Below are 16335 nucleotides of genomic sequence, written 5' to 3'. Positions count from 1 at the left end.
CACACCCGTTCCCATCCCGAACACGGCAGTTAAGCTCTTCAGCGCCGATGGTAATAAGGGGCTTCCCCTTGTGAGAGCAGGACGTTGCCAGGCAACTTGAAAGCACGGTCCTAGATCGTGCTTTCATATAAAAACATTTTTCGATTAATATTTGCTTTACTAAATATAATCATGTAGTATGTTACTTGAGGTTTCTTATTTTTATCGTCGCGGGGTAGAGCAGTCTGGTAGCTCGTCGGGCTCATAACCCGGAGGTCGCAGGTTCAAATCCTGCCCCCGCAATCATTTTATACATAAAATAATAATGAACGTTAGGTCCGGTAGTTCAGTTGGTTAGAATGCCTGCCTGTCACGCAGGAGGTCGCGGGTTCGAGTCCCGTCCGGACCGCCACTATTGCAAGCGAACAGATTTGTTCGTTTTTTTGTTGTAGATATTTATTTTTTAAACCTTACTAAAAATTAAATCATTAGGATTATAAAGGAATGAGAAAGCTTTTTTGCTCATTCTTTTTTTTTCGGGTAAACTTGTAATGAATGATTTAGAAGGGGAATGACGAATGGCGAATTTTGAAATAAAATCCAATCAACCAAAAGACACTTATTTAATAGCAAAAAGGTTAGGAAAGCTCCTTGGCCCCAACGATGTCATTTTACTTGAAGGGGATCTTGGGGCGGGAAAGACGGCTTTTACAAAAGGGTTGGCAAGTGGATTGGATATCAAACGCACCGTGAATAGTCCGACATTTACGATCATAAAAGAATACCAAGGGAGACTGCCTTTATATCATATGGATGTATATCGAGTGGAAGACTCACTTGAAGATTTAGGCCTTGAAGAATACTTTTACAATCAAGGTGTTTCTGTTATTGAATGGGCCCATTTAATAACAGAACAGTTACCATCGGAAAATCTTACGATATACTTATATCATGAAGGTCAAACAGCAAGAAAGATTGTATTTCAACCGAATGGAAAAAGGTATGAAGCATTATGTGAGGAGTTATGGAATGAGAATCTTAGCCATTGATACATCAAATGAAGTATTGGGAATCGCCTTACTAGATGAAGATCAAGTTATTGGTGAATATATGACTAATATGAAAAAAAATCATAGTGTTCGTGTTATGCCAGCCATTGAGAAGTTATTGGCAGATTGTGAAACAAAAGCGAGTGAGCTAGATAAAATTGTTGTAGCCCAGGGACCCGGCTCTTATACCGGAGTTCGAATTGGTGTAACGGTAGCAAAAACATTGGCTTGGGCTTTACAAATTCCCTTAGTTGGTGTTTCAAGCCTAGCGACACTAGCCGCAACAGCTCATTATTTTGATGGTTATATCTCACCGTTATTTGATGCAAGACGCGGTTTGATCTATACCGGGTTATATGAATATCAGAACGGAAAGCTATTGACTGTTTGGGATGATCGTAATATATTGGCAAAGGAATGGGCTGAACAATTACAAACGTTGAAAAGACCAATTTTATTTATTGGAAATGATATTACTCTTCACCAAGAGCTGCTCGGATCTATTTTGCATGACCAGGCGCATTTTGCAGGAATGACTGAGCATAATCCTCGTCCAGGAGAATTGGGAAAGCTAGGCTTAACATCTGAGGCGGTTGCACTTCATTCTTTTACCCCTAATTATGCACGACTGGTAGAGGCAGAGGCTAAATGGTTAGAAAAACAGGAGCGTAAGAACTAATGGAATCGTGTCAAGAACGTGAGGCTGTCACATATCGCGTAGCAACAGAAGCGGATGTTGAACAAATTGTTGAAATAGAGAATCGAGCTTTTACTGTGCCTTGGCCGGCAGAAGCTTTTTACCAAGATATCCTTACAAATCGTTTTGCCCTTTATTTATTATTAGAATATGGAGGGAAGGTTGCGGGGTATTGTGGTGTCTGGATTGTCATTGACGAGGCACATATCACTAATATTGCGTTACTTCCCGAGTATAGGGGAAGGAAGCTCGGACAAAACTTATTGGAAAAAATGATGTCGACTGCTAGGAAAGCTGGTGCCAAAACGATGACGCTTGAGGTAAGGGTAAGTAATCTTCCAGCCAAATCACTTTATAAAAAGTTAGGATTTCAAGAAGGCGGAATTCGTAAAAGATATTATACAGATAATCAAGAAGACGCATTAGTCATGTGGGTGAATTTATAAATGGATAAAGAACTGTTAATATTAGGGATTGAAACAAGTTGTGATGAAACGGCTGCAGCTGTCATAAAAGACGGGAAAGACATCCTTTCCAATGTAGTAGCCTCGCAAATTGAAAGCCATAAGCGTTTTGGCGGTGTTGTACCAGAACTTGCTTCCAGACATCATGTTGAGCAAATTACGCTTGTGATTGATGAAGCTTTAAATGAAGCAAAAGTCGCTTTGACAGATATTGATGGAATCGCAGTTACGAAGGGACCTGGTTTAGTGGGGGCTCTTCTTGTTGGAGTCAATGCAGCAAAGGCCTTAGCTTTTGCACATAATATTCCACTTGTACCTGTTCACCATATTGCGGGGCATATCTACGCGAATCGCCTAATCACCGAACTAAAGTTTCCTTTACTTGCTCTCGTTGTCTCAGGAGGACATACTGAATTGGTCTATATGGAAAAACACGGAGCCTTTAAGGTAATCGGTGAGACATTAGATGATGCGGCAGGTGAGGCATATGATAAGGTTGCTAGAACATTGAAGCTCCCTTATCCAGGTGGCCCCCATATTGATCGCCTCGCTCAAAAAGGGAATGCTGTTCTTGATCTCCCAAGGGCATGGCTAGAGGAAGGATCATATGATTTTAGTTTTAGTGGTCTCAAATCAGCTGTCATTAATACACTTCATAATGCAGAACAACGCGGTGAAGTCATTGCCAGTGAGGATGTAGCTGCTAGTTTCCAAGCAAGCGTAATAGAAGTTCTTACAGAAAAAACAGTCCGTGCCGCTAAGGAATATAATGTCCATCAGGTGTTATTAGCGGGCGGAGTTGCGGCTAATCAAGGTTTGCGAACCGCATTACAGGAAGCTTTTCAGCCGCTATCAGAAATCGAACTCATTATACCTCCCCTAAATCTCTGTACGGACAATGCTGCGATGATTGCTGCAGCCGGGTCTGTCTTATTTGAACAAGGTAAACGGGGAAAAATGGATATGAACGCTTATCCAGGACTAGATATTGAGAATTTTTGACAAAGAAAGTTTGCACTGAAATATTAAACTTTACAACATCGAGGGATACAAATCATCTATGCATTTGTATCCCTATTTTATTTGGAAAAAGGGAAGCCATTAGTTAGGTATGAGAGAAAAATGCCTTAAAATTGGAAGGTGTAGAGTTGCACTATGTAATTATTTTGTTATCCTTGTTCGTTTCAACTATAGGATCGGTTTTAATATTAAAAAGAAAAAACAATAAATTAGTAAGTAGGTTATCGGCTTTTGCCTTAAATATGTTCATATTAATCGGTGCAACTTGTATTTTATATAGTATGGATGAGGAAGCAAGAATTTTTGGTTGGGGTCTTTCAGAAAACTACATTTTAATATTGGCCATTCCAGTCATAACTTGGATAAACCTTTTGATTCTGCAATTTGCGAAAAAAGAGAAATAAACTATAATGTCAGCTCACAGGCTATATAAGAGTCAATTTTTATTAAAATAATCCTAAGTAAGATTCAAGAATAGGGGGACAGTAATGGAAAGATTAGCTATTATTACGGTTGGTAAAACTCATAGTGGGAAGACAACATTTGCAAGAGCTTTAGAAAAGAAGTTAAATAATTCCTTCGTTATGGATCAAGACAATCAGGCTGAATTTATAAATAAGTATTATAAGAAACTACGGCCAAAGCAAGGACCAAATACGCTGAAATATGAGCTGACACGGCAAATTGTCGCTTATGCCAAAGAAAATACTGATTTACACTTCATTATTTGTAACTCTAATCGAGGGAGAAAAGGACGGTTATATTTGTTAGAAGAATTGTTTCCAAAAGGTGAATTTGTTCGTATTCTCGTCCATTTTGATATTCCAGATGATGTTTTACAGGCTCGAGTCAAACAAAGCCAGCGTAGTACCAATATATTAAGAGCAGCTGCTAATTTTGAAGAAGTACTTATTCGTCAGCAGACTGATTCTCTCAAAGAAGATATAAAAGACCCAGTAGAGGATGAGGCAGATTATCTCTTTGTAATTAAAAACAATGCAGAAACTCAATCTATTATTCAAAGGATTGTGCATATTGCTCAGTCTTTATAGAACTATTTTGAAAGCGTAATCAAGTCTGTATGGCAAGAATTGAAAAAAGTTACAATATAAAAGCCCCTAAAAATATTTTAGGGGTTATTTTATTTGGAAGAATAAGTCGTTTTTTTTGTTTACCTTTTACTAACTCAATCGTTATACATAGGGGAGGGGCGGTATGGATGAGGCATTCGAGAGAAAGTTACAGGAAAAATTGCGTTCAGTTTATCTTATTTTAATAAAAATGGGGGCAAGTAAAGAAGATGCTGAAGATATTACACAAGAAACAGCCATTCAATTTATTCAGTATATGGAAGGGATTGAAGTAGAATTTGCACAGGCATGGCTATACCGCGTAGCGATTCATAAATATTATGATCTATTGAAGAAAAAGAAAACACATAAGACGTACATATTAGCATTTGATATGCATCAGCTATTTAATTATGAAACGCCAGAACATTTTTTATTGAAAAAAGAAGTACGTGAAAAAGTTCAGCGAGCACTAAAAACAATGAAGCCAAAAGAAGCAGAGTTGCTTTTATTAAAATATAGTGCGAACTTTTCATTAAAAGATATTGCACAACTATTTGATACAACGGATAAAACGATAAAAACACGATTGGCTAGGGCGAGGAAAAAACTAATAGGATTACTAGAGGAGAAGTGAGTGGATGAAGGATAAATCAATATTTGCGCCAGATGATTCATTTTCCGCCTTAATAAAAAGGGCCAAACGAAAGTCACTAAAAAGAAGTATTACCATATCCATATTTGTCACGATTGGTATGTTAATTTTATTATGGGGATTTTTATATGTTGGACAGTATTTTATGTATGAAAGAATGGATAAAGATGTGAAAGAAACAACTGATTATACGCAAATGGTTGGTGCGAATGTGTATCCAGGAGGGGGAACATATGATCATTTTTTTATTGCGAGTACATCCAATGTATCGGCATACAAAGAAGTGAATGGCCATATAATTAATTGGCATTCGACTAGTACATTTCATACGATTTTTGGAACGAAGTCAACATTGAATACATCTACTTTTCAAGAAGTAAACCACGCTACCTATAATAATAATTATAAAATGGTGAAATTTCACCTGCCTAATGTAGAAGCGGTTCATAATGATGTTGACTATTTAGAGTCACTGCCAGACTTTTATAGTGTGGAGGTTGCTCTATCCTTTGATGAGGAATTAACACTTGAAGAAGTTTATCAAACATTCCCGACTGCTAGTTGGTTGTGGGTAGCGTCAGATCAATTAAAAGCTGAAAGAAGCGCAGAATCTAAAAACTCATCGGCATTTAAAGGGGATTTTAGTGAGATAAACGGTGATGATGCAGTAGGATTCCCTGTAGATCCGACTAAACCATTTATGGAAGGAGCTGAGCAATATCTCTTTTTTCTAAAAGGGCAATCCAATAAATTAGTTGGCGCGAAAGACGTTTTAGCAACAATGAATTACCAGAATCTGAACGAAATCCCTATTGCTGGTGTTATTCTGACTGGTACGGTAGAAGAGATTTTGCCATATACAAAAAAACAACCAGTTAGAGTTGTCCGAACAGGAGTGATTATTCCATATTAGGAGGAAAAATGATGAAAAATCTAGTGAACTTGTTAATGTTTATTATTTCAGCTTTTATTTTAAGCGGTACAGTATTTTTGGTTAATGGTAGCCTGCCACAAAATGCGTTATTACTCGTTGGTATTATATTGCTCATTATGTTATTAGCCATACTTACTACTTCAAAACTATATCCGAATCATCAAATAAGGCTGTGTTTTGGTATCTGTGGAATTATTTTAATCCTATTTATACCATGTCTTACTACCTTAAATAATTTGCAGGCACCATTAGATAGTACTCGATTTATTCATTTTTTGGAAATATTTATTTTAATACCAATTCTTTTTATAGGAGCAGTTATTTTAGGATACCGACATTATTTTATTAGGAGAGAGTAAAATAAATCTGTAAAGGCATAGGGATGAAAGGACTGGGCCCATTTTAGGTTCAGTCTTTTCTTTTGTCTCGAGCTATAAGTGATAATTTCAGTTGGAGAATGGAAATTAAAGACATTACGGATAACCAATTTACAAAAACCAGTATAACCGCACTTACTGATAAGTCATCACAACGTATGATACCTAATAAACGTATGTGTTTGAAGGGAGATATACTGTTGCCAAAGATATCCGTTATTATGACAAGTTACAATAAGCCAGAATATATTAAAGATGCTATATCCGCTATTCTAAGACAAACGGAGAGAGATTTTGAACTACTTTTAATGGATGATAATTCTGATGAGCAGACACAGGAAGTCATTGCTCCTTTTTTAATAGACAACAGGATTCGCTTTTTCAAAAGTGATATCCAAACTGTCCAAGAGCGAGTAGAGAAAACACGTTATGCCGTTCTTATTAATCAAGCATTGGAAATGGCTAAGGGAAAATATATTACGTATGCGACCGATGATAATGTGTATCACCCCAATCGTTTGAAAAAAATGGTCCAATATCTAAATCAGCATGCTCATGCACAAATTGTCTATTCCGGTTCTAAAACGATCTATTTAGATCAGAACGGTCATAAAACAAAAGAAGTAACGCGCCCGGCCACTTCGATCACCTGGATGGCCCCTTGCGCACTAGATCATTGTGCCATTATGCACAGAGCGTCTATCTTGCCGCACATAAAAGAGAAATGGGGCTCTTATTGGGATGAAGATCCGCAATTTTATCGAATAGGGGATGCTCGCTTTTTTTGGCGCTTGAACCAAGAATGGCCATTCTATCCTATCAATGAAGTGTTGGATGAGAATTATATTACGACAAGTTCGATTCATTACAAACTTTTTTCGGCGGAACAAGATGAGTTTACGCGCTTATTACCGACACAGCGCAACTGCAAGGAACTTCGAGAGGATTTACGAAAAAGAAGGAGGTGACCGTTATGGAAGTTTATTTACGGAATTATTGGTTATTAAATTTAGAGTTCATCGATGTTTTTTCAGCTTTAACATATAAAAATATTCCGTTGCCTCTTTTAAGTAATTTTTATCATTATTTAGATCAACCTTTACAGGAAAAAATGCAATCAGCAGATTTCTGTCAATATTCAGCACAAACCTTTAAGGAGGAGGAAATACAGCATCGATTTGAAAAATGGCTGAGTCCACTTCGCAAACCATTGCGTGCGAAAAACAAACAAGGTAAGTTATTAATGAATTTTGATTATCTTCGTTTTACTGAGGAAAATTATCGGAAGTTTTCTCCAGAAACTACTATGCTTTTAACGAGATGGAGGATGAAGGAGCTCTATACCATTCCTGTCATTAGCATGTTAGATCATACAAGGAATGCACCCGGAATAGCCCAAGCCTTTATTGCAAAAGCGAAAGCTATTTTTGCAGCACAGAAGCAACATCCCGCTTTTTCCAATGAAGCTTTTCAAACAGCGTTTTTAAGAGATATCCCGCGAATGATTGAAAAAATTGATATGGTTTATGCGGTCCTGACAAATAATCCTATTCAAGCGATATTAGTCGGAACAACAGAGGAATTAACAAGTCGGATTTTAACGATTATTGGTCATACATTGGGTATTCCTAGTTTTTGTTTGCAACATGGGCTAATTCTTGGAGAGGAAGCCTATTTGCCAGCTTTTGCTTCTTATTATGTAGTCTATGGTCAGTATGAGAAGGAGTGGTATAAGAGTAGAGGCGTTCCAGACAAACAAATAGTCATTGCAGGTCATCCACGTTACGACGAAATTTTTACAATGTCGCCTGTAGATCGAAAGCAGGTTTTAGAAAGCTTAAATTTAAATCCAAGTAAAAAGACTGTTTTCATGGCTACCCAGCCAAATAGCTCCTCGTTTTTTGCGGAAATGGCCAACACTGTTGTAAAGCTTCCTAATATTCAAATCATCATGAAGCCACATCCTTGGGAGAAAGCCAAAAATCGAACACAGGCTTATTTGGCTTTAGCGAATAAATATCGACAAATCCAATATGTTACCACTGAAGTTCCTCTTTATAGTCTAATTTCAGCTTCCGATCTCGTTGTGGTGGCAAATTCTACTGTCGGTTTGGAGGCGATGTTACTCGACAAGCTCTTAGTTATTTATAAATCACCTACAGCTAATCGAGATTACCCTTATTATGATTCATTAGGAAATCTCGTGAAATCAACTCCAAAATTAGTACATGAGACAATTAGAACCCTATTATTTTCTCCTACTCAACAAAATGATGCTCGCCAAATTAGAAATCAATTTATTCAAAATAACTATCCCACCCAAAATTCAATTTCTGCCCTTCAAAATTTTTTAAAGGAGTATGTGGGATAGGTCATTTATTCTGGGAATAACTTATAAATTCTTTTGAGATTCTTGCTAATGTGACACTAGTGCAATTTGGTGTCTGAGAGTTTTACTCAAAAGGTGCGGTATTCATAAGAAATGCTCCAATATGGAAGCGTCTCTTTCGATCCAACCAGGCATTTTAAAAAGGAGGTGTGACGGATTCGATGTTTTTTCAAGATAAGAAAATATTGATTATTGGTGGTACAGGAACAATCGGGCAAGGCTTATTACAAAAAATTCTTCAAGAAGAACCACGGGTAGTTCGGGTCTTCAGTAGGGATGAACAGAAGCAATTTATTATGCAAAATCAGTATGCGGAAGATACGAGACTGCGCTTCTTGATTGGAGATGTTCGAAGCTATGACCGTGTGGCAAGTGCGATGGAAGATGTGGATTTCGTCTTTCATACCGCAGCGATGAAACATGTATCCTTCTGTGAATATAATCCATTTGAAGCGGTTTTAACAAATATCATCGGTACTTACAATGTTATTAAAGCCGCCATTGCTCAAAAAGTAAAAAAGGTGATTTTTACAAGTACAGATAAGGCCATTTCACCGACAAACAATTATGGAGCGACAAAACTAACAGCAGAAAAATTGATCACATCTGCCGAACATTCAAAAGGGTCAAGCAAGACAATTTTTGCTAGTGTTCGATTTGGGAATGTGATGGGATCAAGAGGTTCGGTCATTCCATTATTTAAAAAGCAGATTCTTGAGAAGAGAGAAATGACGGTTACTGATCAAAGTATGAGTCGATTTATGATGACATTAGATCAAGCAACAAGCCTCACAATTGAAGCAATGAAATTAGCGAATGGTGGTGAGACTTTTATTTTAAAAATGCCAGTTATTTCTTTGAGAGATCTTGTGCAAGTTCTAAAAGAAGAGGTAGCAAATCGCCATCATATTCCTCAAGAGGAGATCAACCTAAAGGAAATTGGTTTAAGGCCAGGGGAAAAGAAATATGAAGAACTCATGACATATGACGAATCACTTCATGCGATTGAACTGCCTGATATGTTTATTATCCCATCTCCATTCAAGCCACAACCACAATACAAAAATGGAAAAAAGGCAAAGCCAGGAAACTATCAATCTGGTGATCCTCAACCAATTAGTATAGAAGAAATTCGAACCTTTATATTACAGGAAAATTTAATTTGAACATGGGTTATAGAAAGGAGACAATAGGATGAAAGTTTTAGTGACAGGGGGTACGGGGTTTATTGGCAGATGGGTGACAAAGAAATTATTAGAAGATGAGCATGATGTATGGATTGTCGATAATCTCGCCAATTCCAGGACAAATAATATCGAAGCATTTAATGACTTTGACCATTTTAAAGGATTTACAGAGGGGGATATTAAAGAACCGCAAACTTTGAAGGCGTTATTTAAAAAAGGAGAATTTGATATCTGTTATCACTTAGCCGCAAGTATTAATGTCCAAGATAGCATTGATGACCCAAAGACGACCTTCGAGAATGACACAATTGCAACCTTCCATTTATTAGAACTATGTAAAAAGTATCATACTAAGCTTGTTTTTATGAGTACATGCATGGTATATGACCAAGCTTCTAATGAAAAAGGAATTACTGAATTAGATCCGATCAAACCAGCTTCTCCTTATGCGGGTGCAAAAATAGCAGCGGAAAACATGGTTTTATCATATTACTATGCGTACGACTTACCAGTTGTCGTTGTTCGGCCTTTTAACACATATGGCCCATTTCAGAAAACAGGTGGTGAAGGAGGAGTTGTGGCCATCTTTATTCATAATCGCCTAGATGGAAAAATATTAAAGATTTATGGAGATGGTACACAAACTAGGGATCTATTATATGTGGAAGATTGTGCCGACTTTGTGGTCTCAGCAGGCTATTCTGACCAAGCAAATGGCGAAATTATTAACGCTGGGACGGGGCGTGATATTGCCATTAATGATTTAGCATTGCTAATTGCAAAGGACCCTGGAAAAATCCAACATGTGGAGCATATCCATCCTCAAAGTGAAATTCCTAAATTGCTTTGCAACTATGAAAAGGCAAAAAAGCTGTTGAACTGGAAACCTAAAGTTTCTCTTGAAGAAGGGATACAACGAACGGAGCAATGGATTAAGTCCCAAAAGGATTCAATCTGAGTTTGCGAAAAGGAGAATTTAAAATGGAGAAGAAGCTAGCGATTTTAGGGGGAAATCCGGTTAGAGGAACATATTTGCCATATGGTCGACAATGGATTGATGATGATGATATTCAAGCTGTTGTAAAAGTATTAAAAAGTGATTTTTTAACAACAGGTCCTGAAGTAGGGAAATTTGAGCAAGATTTTGCCGACTATATTGGAAGCAGATATGCGGTTGCATTTGCAAACGGTACAGCTGCCCTTCATGCCGCTTGTTTTGTTGCTGGTATTTCACAAGATGACGAAGTAATCACATCACCACTTACTTTTGTAGCAAGTGCAAATTGTGTTTTATATGTAGGTGGAAAACCAGTTTTTGCGGATATTGACCCAATTACGTATAATCTCGATCCACAATCCATTAAAGAAAAATTGACCCAAAAAACAAAAGCCATTATTGTTGTAGATTATGCAGGACAACCAGCACAATTGGATATTATTCATCAGATTGCTAAAGAAAATCAATTAATTGTTATTGAAGATGCGGCCCATGCATTAGGGGCCTCTTTTAAGAATAAAAAGGTCGGTACTATTAGTGATATGACAATGTTTAGTCTTCATCCAGTCAAACATATTACGACTGGTGAAGGTGGAATGATCACAACGGATAATCAAGAGTATTATCAAAAGCTAATACAATTTCGAACTCATGGTATTACCAAGAATCCGAAGGAATTAACCGCAACGAATCATGGCCCATGGTATTATGAAATGCAAATGCTCGGGTATAATTATCGAATGACAGATATCCAGGCTGCACTGGGACGCTCACAACTTCATAAGTTAGCAAAATTTATTGAAAGAAGAAAGCAAATTGTTGAAATTTATAATCAAGCTTTTGCCAAAATGGAGGAAGTGATTTGTCCACAAATATTGCCTAATGTTGATTCAAGTTGGCATTTATATGTCATAAGATTAAACACCTCTCACCTTACAGCAGAAAGAAAAGCAATTTATAAGGCTTTACAGAAAGAAAATATTGGTGTTAATGTCCACTATATTCCTGTCCATACACAACCATTCTATCAAAGTCTTGGCTATCAATCTGGCAGTTGCCCCGATGCAGAAAACGTGTACCAAGAAATCATTACTTTACCCTTATATCCCCAAATGTCTGACAAAGATGCCCAAGACGTAATCACCGCAGTGAAAAAAGTAATCCAATATTATTCAAATAAAAAAGGAGGAAAAAGAGCGCAATGAATAAAAGTCCTAAGATTGCGATTGTCGTGAATTGTAGACTTAAGTCAACAAGATTACCTAGGAAAGCCTTATTACCGATTAATGGAGTAACATTGATTGAGCGTTGTCTCATCAATTGTCTTGCTGTTCCTGAAGCTGATTCAGTTGTATTAGCTACCTCTGATCTTCCGCAAGATGATCCACTTGAAATGGTGACACTTGGAGGAAAGGTTAAAGTAGTGAGGGGGGATCCTGAAAATCTTGTGGCGCGAACGATTGAGGCAGCAAATTTAACAAAGGCGGATATCATTTTTAGAGTAACAGGTGATAATCCAGCTGTATCTCCTGAAATTACAAGCTATTTAATTCAGAAACATCTTACAAGTGGTGTTGATTATACTCAAGCTAAGACAAGTAGCATCGGAACAGCAGGAAACGTCATACAGGTAGAGGCTCTTCAGCGCCTTTTTAATCAGCCAAAGCCACTCACACAAACCGAATATTTACCTTTTTATTTTACGAATAATCCTACCTTATTTACCTTCCAAAATGTAGAACTACCCTCTGAATGGGTTTATCCAGAATGGCGTCTAACGATTGATGAAGCAAAAGATTTAGAAATGTTTGAGGCGCTTTATAAAGGACTTAATGTTACCTCCAGACCATTGTATTTCAAAGAATTAAAAGAATATTTACGGAAACACCCAGAAATATGGAAAATGAATGAGCATGTTCAACTCAAATGGAGGGATGACAAACAATTAGTGGAGGAAGTTAATCGTGCTACAAAGCTTGAATAAGCGGGGGATGAAGATAGTTTTTCGGGTTGATGCCTCTACAGAATTGGGCACAGGGCATGTGATCAGATGTCTTACACTCGCAGAATATTTACGCTCAATCAAAGGGATAGAAATATTCTTTATCTGTCGAAATGTAAATGGACATCTTGCAGATTATCTATCTGGGAAAGAGTTTAATGTCATACTAATTGGAGAAAAAGACCATCATACAGCGGAGATGGATCGAAAGGAAACAGTTCCCATTTTACAAAGTATCGGTCAAATTGATTGGCTGATTGTAGACCATTATCATTTAGATTCCTTCTGGGAGAGTAAAATGCGCCCTTATACAAAGAAGATTATGGTGATTGATGATTTAGCCAATCGAAAGCATGATTGTGATCTTTTGCTTGATCAGACCTTTGGGTTAAATGAATCGGTCTATTCTCATTTAATCCCGGGACATTGTCAAACCTTATTGGGAACGAGATATGCTCTGCTAAGAAAGAGTTTTAGAGCGTATCAAAAAGATAAGCCACCCCAATTTAATCACCGCCTTATACATGTTCATGTTTTTTTTGGAGGAGTGGATTCTAATAATTATACCTTCCGTTTTAGTAAGCTATTAATGACCCACTTTCCTTATATAAAATTAAAAGCAGTGGTGGGAAAAATGTATCCATATATAGAGACGCTCCAACAATTAGAGGAAAAAGATTCCGGAAGATTCACTTGGGAGCAAGATATTCCTGATATGGCTTATTCCCTTTCTACATGTGATATCGCCTTTGGGGCACCAGGTATGACAACTTGGGAACGTGCCTGTATTGGAGTACCCGCTGCCTATTTAACGACAGCTAGCAATCAGCAGACCATTGTGGAAAAACTTGAACAAAACAACTTATGTGTCTACTTAGGAGATGCTAGGACGATTAAACCAGAAGAATGCATCCACAAATTTTCCCGTTTTATAAACAATCCGGAGAAATTAGTAGAGTTATATAAAATGGGTGTGAAGAGTGTGGATGGGTTAGGCGCCGATCGAGTGCTTAAACATTTGCGGGAAGGAGTAGGGGAATGAACCAGACTGAACAACTATTTAGAGAGATAAAATTCGTACCTTATGGCAAAGAGCACGATCTCAAGACCGTACAATGGTTAAATGATCCACGCATTGCCAAAGCATTTGGTCTGACACATGCCATTACAATGAAATCACACCGAAAATGGATTGAATCACAGAAGAATTATTATATATGGGCCATTTATGATCAGCAGGAGATTCATCAAGGAAATGTGTCCTTAACTTATAATCCAAAACACCATTCAGCTTATTTTCAACTTTACATTGGAGAACAACAAGCAAGGGGAAGGGGAATTGGATATACAGCTCTACTTTTTGCGATGAAATATGCCTTCGAAACCTTAAATGTTCATCGTTTGTCTCTTCATGTTTTTCCAGATAACCCTGCAGCCATTCATCTATATCAAAAAGCTGGTTTTCAGAAGGAAGGGGTAGAAAGGGAAGCCCATTATAATGATGGGCATTTCCGTGACCAGCTAAGTTATTCTATTTTATATAGGGAGTGGGAGGAAAGAAAAGGTGAGAAAGAATGAAATGTGCGATAATGCAACCGACTTACCTTCCATGGGCAGGCTATTTTTCCTTATTATCATCTGTTGACTCCTTTGTCTTTTTAGATGATGTCCAATTTTCTAGACGTTCTTGGCAACAGAGAAATCGGATATTGTTTAATAATCAAGAACAATATTTAACCGTGCCTATTTTAAAAGGCGGAAAAGACAAACAACTTATTTCTGAAGTAAGAATTGATAATACGAAACCTTGGAGAAGAAAACATATTCAAACTTTAAAGCAGGCTTATATGAAGCATCCTTATGGTAAGGAGATTGTTTTTTTATTAGAGGAGTGCATCAATTCTGACCACAAATTACTAGGGGATTTGAATATAAGCATCATTCGGAAGATAGCTAAGAAACTTGATCTTCATCCCACTTTTCACTTAAGCAGTGAATTACCAATGAAGGGAAGAAAATCAGCTTATTTAATAAACATTTGTCATTATCTGAATATGGATACGTATATAAGTCCCCTGGGATCTAAAGTATATATTGAGGAAGAGGGTTTATTTTCGGAAAGTGATATAGGGCTCGCTTATCATCAATATCACCCAAAACCTTATACACAGATAGGGAGTTCCTCTTTTATCTCCCATCTGTCTATTGTGGATATGTTAGCAAACCTTGGCCCAGAAGCGACAAAAAAGGCTTTAAAGGAGGGAAGCAAATGACCATTCATATTGGAAACCTTTCTATTGGTGTGCAGAATCATCCATTTATCATCGCAGAAATGTCAGGCAATCATAATCAATCATTAGATCGTGCCCTTGCCATTGTAGAAGCAGCAGCGAAGGCTGGTGCACGGGGCTTGAAGATACAGACATATACACCAGATACGATGACATTAGATTTAAATACGGGAGATTTTTTTGTTGATGATAAAGAAAATATGTGGGCGGGAAAAACGCTCTATGAGTTATATGGAGAAGCCCATACACCATGGGAATGGCATAAGCCAATCTTTGATCATTGTAAGAAACTAGGGATGATCCCGTTTAGCACGCCTTTTGATGAAACAGCAGTCGATTTCTTAGAAACATTGGCTGTTCCTTGTTATAAAATTGCTTCATTTGAAAATAACGACCTTCCCTTGATTCGTAAGGTGGCTTCCACGGGAAAGCCATTAATCATTTCAACGGGAATGGCTTCAATCGCGGAATTGGATGAGGCTGTTCAAACCGCACGAGAAGCGGGTTGTAAGGATTTAATTCTATTAAAATGCACGAGCACTTATCCTGCGGAACCAACCAATTCCAATATCGCCACGATCCCCCATATGAGAGAACTTTTTGATTGTGAAGTTGGTTTATCTGATCATACATTAGGAACTGGAGTTGCGGTGGCCAGTGTCGCGTTAGGTGCTACTGTAGTGGAAAAGCATTTTACGCTATCACGTGCAGAAGGAGGAGTAGATGCAGCTTTCTCTATGGAGCCTGATGAATTTCAGTCGCTTGTTATAGAAACGAAACGAGCATGGCAGGCCATTGGAAAAATTCAGTATGGCCCAACAGCGGATGAGAAAAAATCATTGCAATTTCGCAGATCACTCTATATTACGAAAGACATGAAGGCGGGCGATACCCTGACAAAGGAAAATTTGAGAGCCATCCGACCGGGAGGAGGCCTTGCCCCTAAATACATCGATCATCTCTTAGGTAAAAAAATTGGTAAAGATGCATCGGCAGGAACCCCGCTAAATTGGGATTTGTTCCACTAAAAAGCTGTTCGCTCTTGCGGGCGGCTTTTTACGAGCGGAAAGCCATAATAATCTTAGTTGAAAAAGTTATAATGGTAGTAAGTGCAATTTAGAAAGGTACCAGAGCTTGGAAGGTTCATAGATTTTAAGCCATATAGCTAGCTGTATAACGTTCCTCTAACTGCGAAAATTTCTGCCACTCACGCATGCTTCGATT

Annotated in this window: 19 protein-coding genes, 2 tRNA genes and 1 rRNA gene; all 22 read left to right on the top strand. The window is 37.7% G+C overall.

Translation table 11 applies throughout. The features are described from left to right. Positions 1–93: ribosomal RNA gene (gene rrf, locus J2Z23_RS21345) — 5S ribosomal RNA — on the top strand; the annotation flags it as partial. Positions 94–208: 115 nt separating this feature from the next. After that, positions 209–282, top strand: a tRNA-Met gene (locus tag J2Z23_RS21340). Between the two features lie 32 nt (positions 283–314). After that, a tRNA-Asp gene (locus tag J2Z23_RS21335) sits at positions 315–391 on the top strand. Between the two features lie 166 nt (positions 392–557). Next, positions 558–1028, top strand: a complete 471-nt coding sequence (tsaE, locus tag J2Z23_RS21330) for a tRNA (adenosine(37)-N6)-threonylcarbamoyltransferase complex ATPase subunit type 1 TsaE (RefSeq protein ID WP_057985866.1) — start codon at positions 558–560, stop codon at positions 1026–1028. Beyond that, positions 1009–1707 carry a tRNA (adenosine(37)-N6)-threonylcarbamoyltransferase complex dimerization subunit type 1 TsaB gene (gene tsaB, locus J2Z23_RS21325; RefSeq protein WP_057985868.1) on the top strand — a complete coding sequence of 233 codons (699 nt, stop codon included), beginning with the start codon at positions 1009–1011 and terminating at the stop codon, positions 1705–1707. Before tsaE ends, tsaB begins: the two co-directional genes overlap by 20 nt. Further along, a complete protein-coding gene (gene rimI, locus J2Z23_RS21320) occupies positions 1707–2171 on the top strand; it encodes a ribosomal protein S18-alanine N-acetyltransferase (RefSeq protein WP_057985870.1) in 465 nt (154 codons plus the stop codon). Before tsaB ends, rimI begins: the two co-directional genes overlap by 1 nt. Further along, positions 2172–3191, top strand: a complete 1020-nt coding sequence (gene tsaD, locus J2Z23_RS21315) for a tRNA (adenosine(37)-N6)-threonylcarbamoyltransferase complex transferase subunit TsaD (protein WP_057985873.1) — start codon at positions 2172–2174, stop codon at positions 3189–3191. A 131-nt stretch (positions 3192–3322) separates the two neighbouring features. Next, positions 3323–3613, top strand: a complete 291-nt coding sequence (locus J2Z23_RS21310) for a hypothetical protein (protein ID WP_209975240.1) — start codon at positions 3323–3325, stop codon at positions 3611–3613. Between the two features lie 84 nt (positions 3614–3697). Further along, the gene (locus J2Z23_RS21305; RefSeq protein ID WP_209975239.1) at positions 3698–4261 is read left to right on the top strand and encodes an AAA family ATPase; all 564 of its coding nucleotides are present in this window, start codon (positions 3698–3700) and stop codon (positions 4259–4261) included. Between the two features lie 163 nt (positions 4262–4424). Then, on the top strand, positions 4425–4916 hold the full coding sequence (locus tag J2Z23_RS21300) for an RNA polymerase sigma factor (RefSeq protein ID WP_209975237.1): 492 nt from the start codon (positions 4425–4427) through the stop codon (positions 4914–4916). Positions 4917–4920: 4 nt separating this feature from the next. Then, positions 4921–5847: an anti sigma factor C-terminal domain-containing protein gene (locus tag J2Z23_RS21295; RefSeq protein WP_209975235.1), complete on the top strand. Its 927-nt coding sequence runs from the start codon at positions 4921–4923 to the stop codon at positions 5845–5847. An 11-nt stretch (positions 5848–5858) separates the two neighbouring features. Further along, positions 5859–6227, top strand: coding sequence for a hypothetical protein (locus J2Z23_RS21290; RefSeq protein ID WP_064467710.1), 369 nt, complete (start codon positions 5859–5861; stop codon positions 6225–6227). A gap of 218 nt (positions 6228–6445) precedes the next feature. After that, on the top strand, positions 6446–7213 hold the full coding sequence (locus tag J2Z23_RS21285) for a glycosyltransferase family 2 protein (protein ID WP_057985883.1): 768 nt from the start codon (positions 6446–6448) through the stop codon (positions 7211–7213). 5 nt (positions 7214–7218) lie between these two features. Continuing rightward, positions 7219–8616 (top strand): capsular polysaccharide export protein, LipB/KpsS family, encoded by a 1398-nt coding sequence (locus J2Z23_RS21280; protein WP_209975234.1) that lies wholly within the window; start codon positions 7219–7221, stop codon positions 8614–8616. Between the two features lie 179 nt (positions 8617–8795). Beyond that, the gene (locus J2Z23_RS21275; RefSeq protein ID WP_064467712.1) at positions 8796–9800 is read left to right on the top strand and encodes an SDR family NAD(P)-dependent oxidoreductase; all 1005 of its coding nucleotides are present in this window, start codon (positions 8796–8798) and stop codon (positions 9798–9800) included. 28 nt (positions 9801–9828) lie between these two features. Next, complete coding sequence (locus J2Z23_RS21270; RefSeq protein WP_057985889.1) at positions 9829–10779, top strand: NAD-dependent epimerase/dehydratase family protein; 951 nt, start codon at positions 9829–9831, stop codon at positions 10777–10779. 23 nt (positions 10780–10802) lie between these two features. Then, positions 10803–12023 carry a UDP-4-amino-4,6-dideoxy-N-acetyl-beta-L-altrosamine transaminase gene (gene pseC / locus J2Z23_RS21265; RefSeq protein ID WP_209975232.1) on the top strand — a complete coding sequence of 407 codons (1221 nt, stop codon included), beginning with the start codon at positions 10803–10805 and terminating at the stop codon, positions 12021–12023. Continuing rightward, positions 12020–12802 (top strand): cytidylyltransferase domain-containing protein, encoded by a 783-nt coding sequence (locus J2Z23_RS21260; RefSeq protein WP_057985893.1) that lies wholly within the window; start codon positions 12020–12022, stop codon positions 12800–12802. The genes pseC and J2Z23_RS21260 overlap by 4 nt, the downstream gene beginning before the upstream one ends. Further along, entirely contained in the window at positions 12783–13862 is a 1080-nt protein-coding gene (pseG, locus tag J2Z23_RS21255; protein ID WP_209975230.1) for a UDP-2,4-diacetamido-2,4,6-trideoxy-beta-L-altropyranose hydrolase, read from the top strand. Before J2Z23_RS21260 ends, pseG begins: the two co-directional genes overlap by 20 nt. Next, positions 13859–14398: a GNAT family N-acetyltransferase gene (locus J2Z23_RS21250; RefSeq protein ID WP_064467714.1), complete on the top strand. Its 540-nt coding sequence runs from the start codon at positions 13859–13861 to the stop codon at positions 14396–14398. The genes pseG and J2Z23_RS21250 overlap by 4 nt, the downstream gene beginning before the upstream one ends. Continuing rightward, a complete protein-coding gene (locus J2Z23_RS21245; protein WP_209975228.1) occupies positions 14395–15093 on the top strand; it encodes a WbqC family protein in 699 nt (232 codons plus the stop codon). The genes J2Z23_RS21250 and J2Z23_RS21245 overlap by 4 nt, the downstream gene beginning before the upstream one ends. After that, positions 15090–16139 (top strand): pseudaminic acid synthase, encoded by a 1050-nt coding sequence (gene pseI, locus J2Z23_RS21240; protein WP_209975226.1) that lies wholly within the window; start codon positions 15090–15092, stop codon positions 16137–16139. Before J2Z23_RS21245 ends, pseI begins: the two co-directional genes overlap by 4 nt. Positions 16140–16335: the final 196 nt, after the last annotated feature.

The sequence above is a fragment of the Lederbergia galactosidilytica genome (assembly GCF_017873565.1).
Lineage (GTDB): Bacteria > Bacillota > Bacilli > Bacillales > Bacillaceae_C > Lederbergia > Lederbergia galactosidilytica.
The sequence above is the reverse complement of the archived record's forward strand: the minus strand, read 5'-3'. Positions and strand labels throughout refer to the sequence as shown.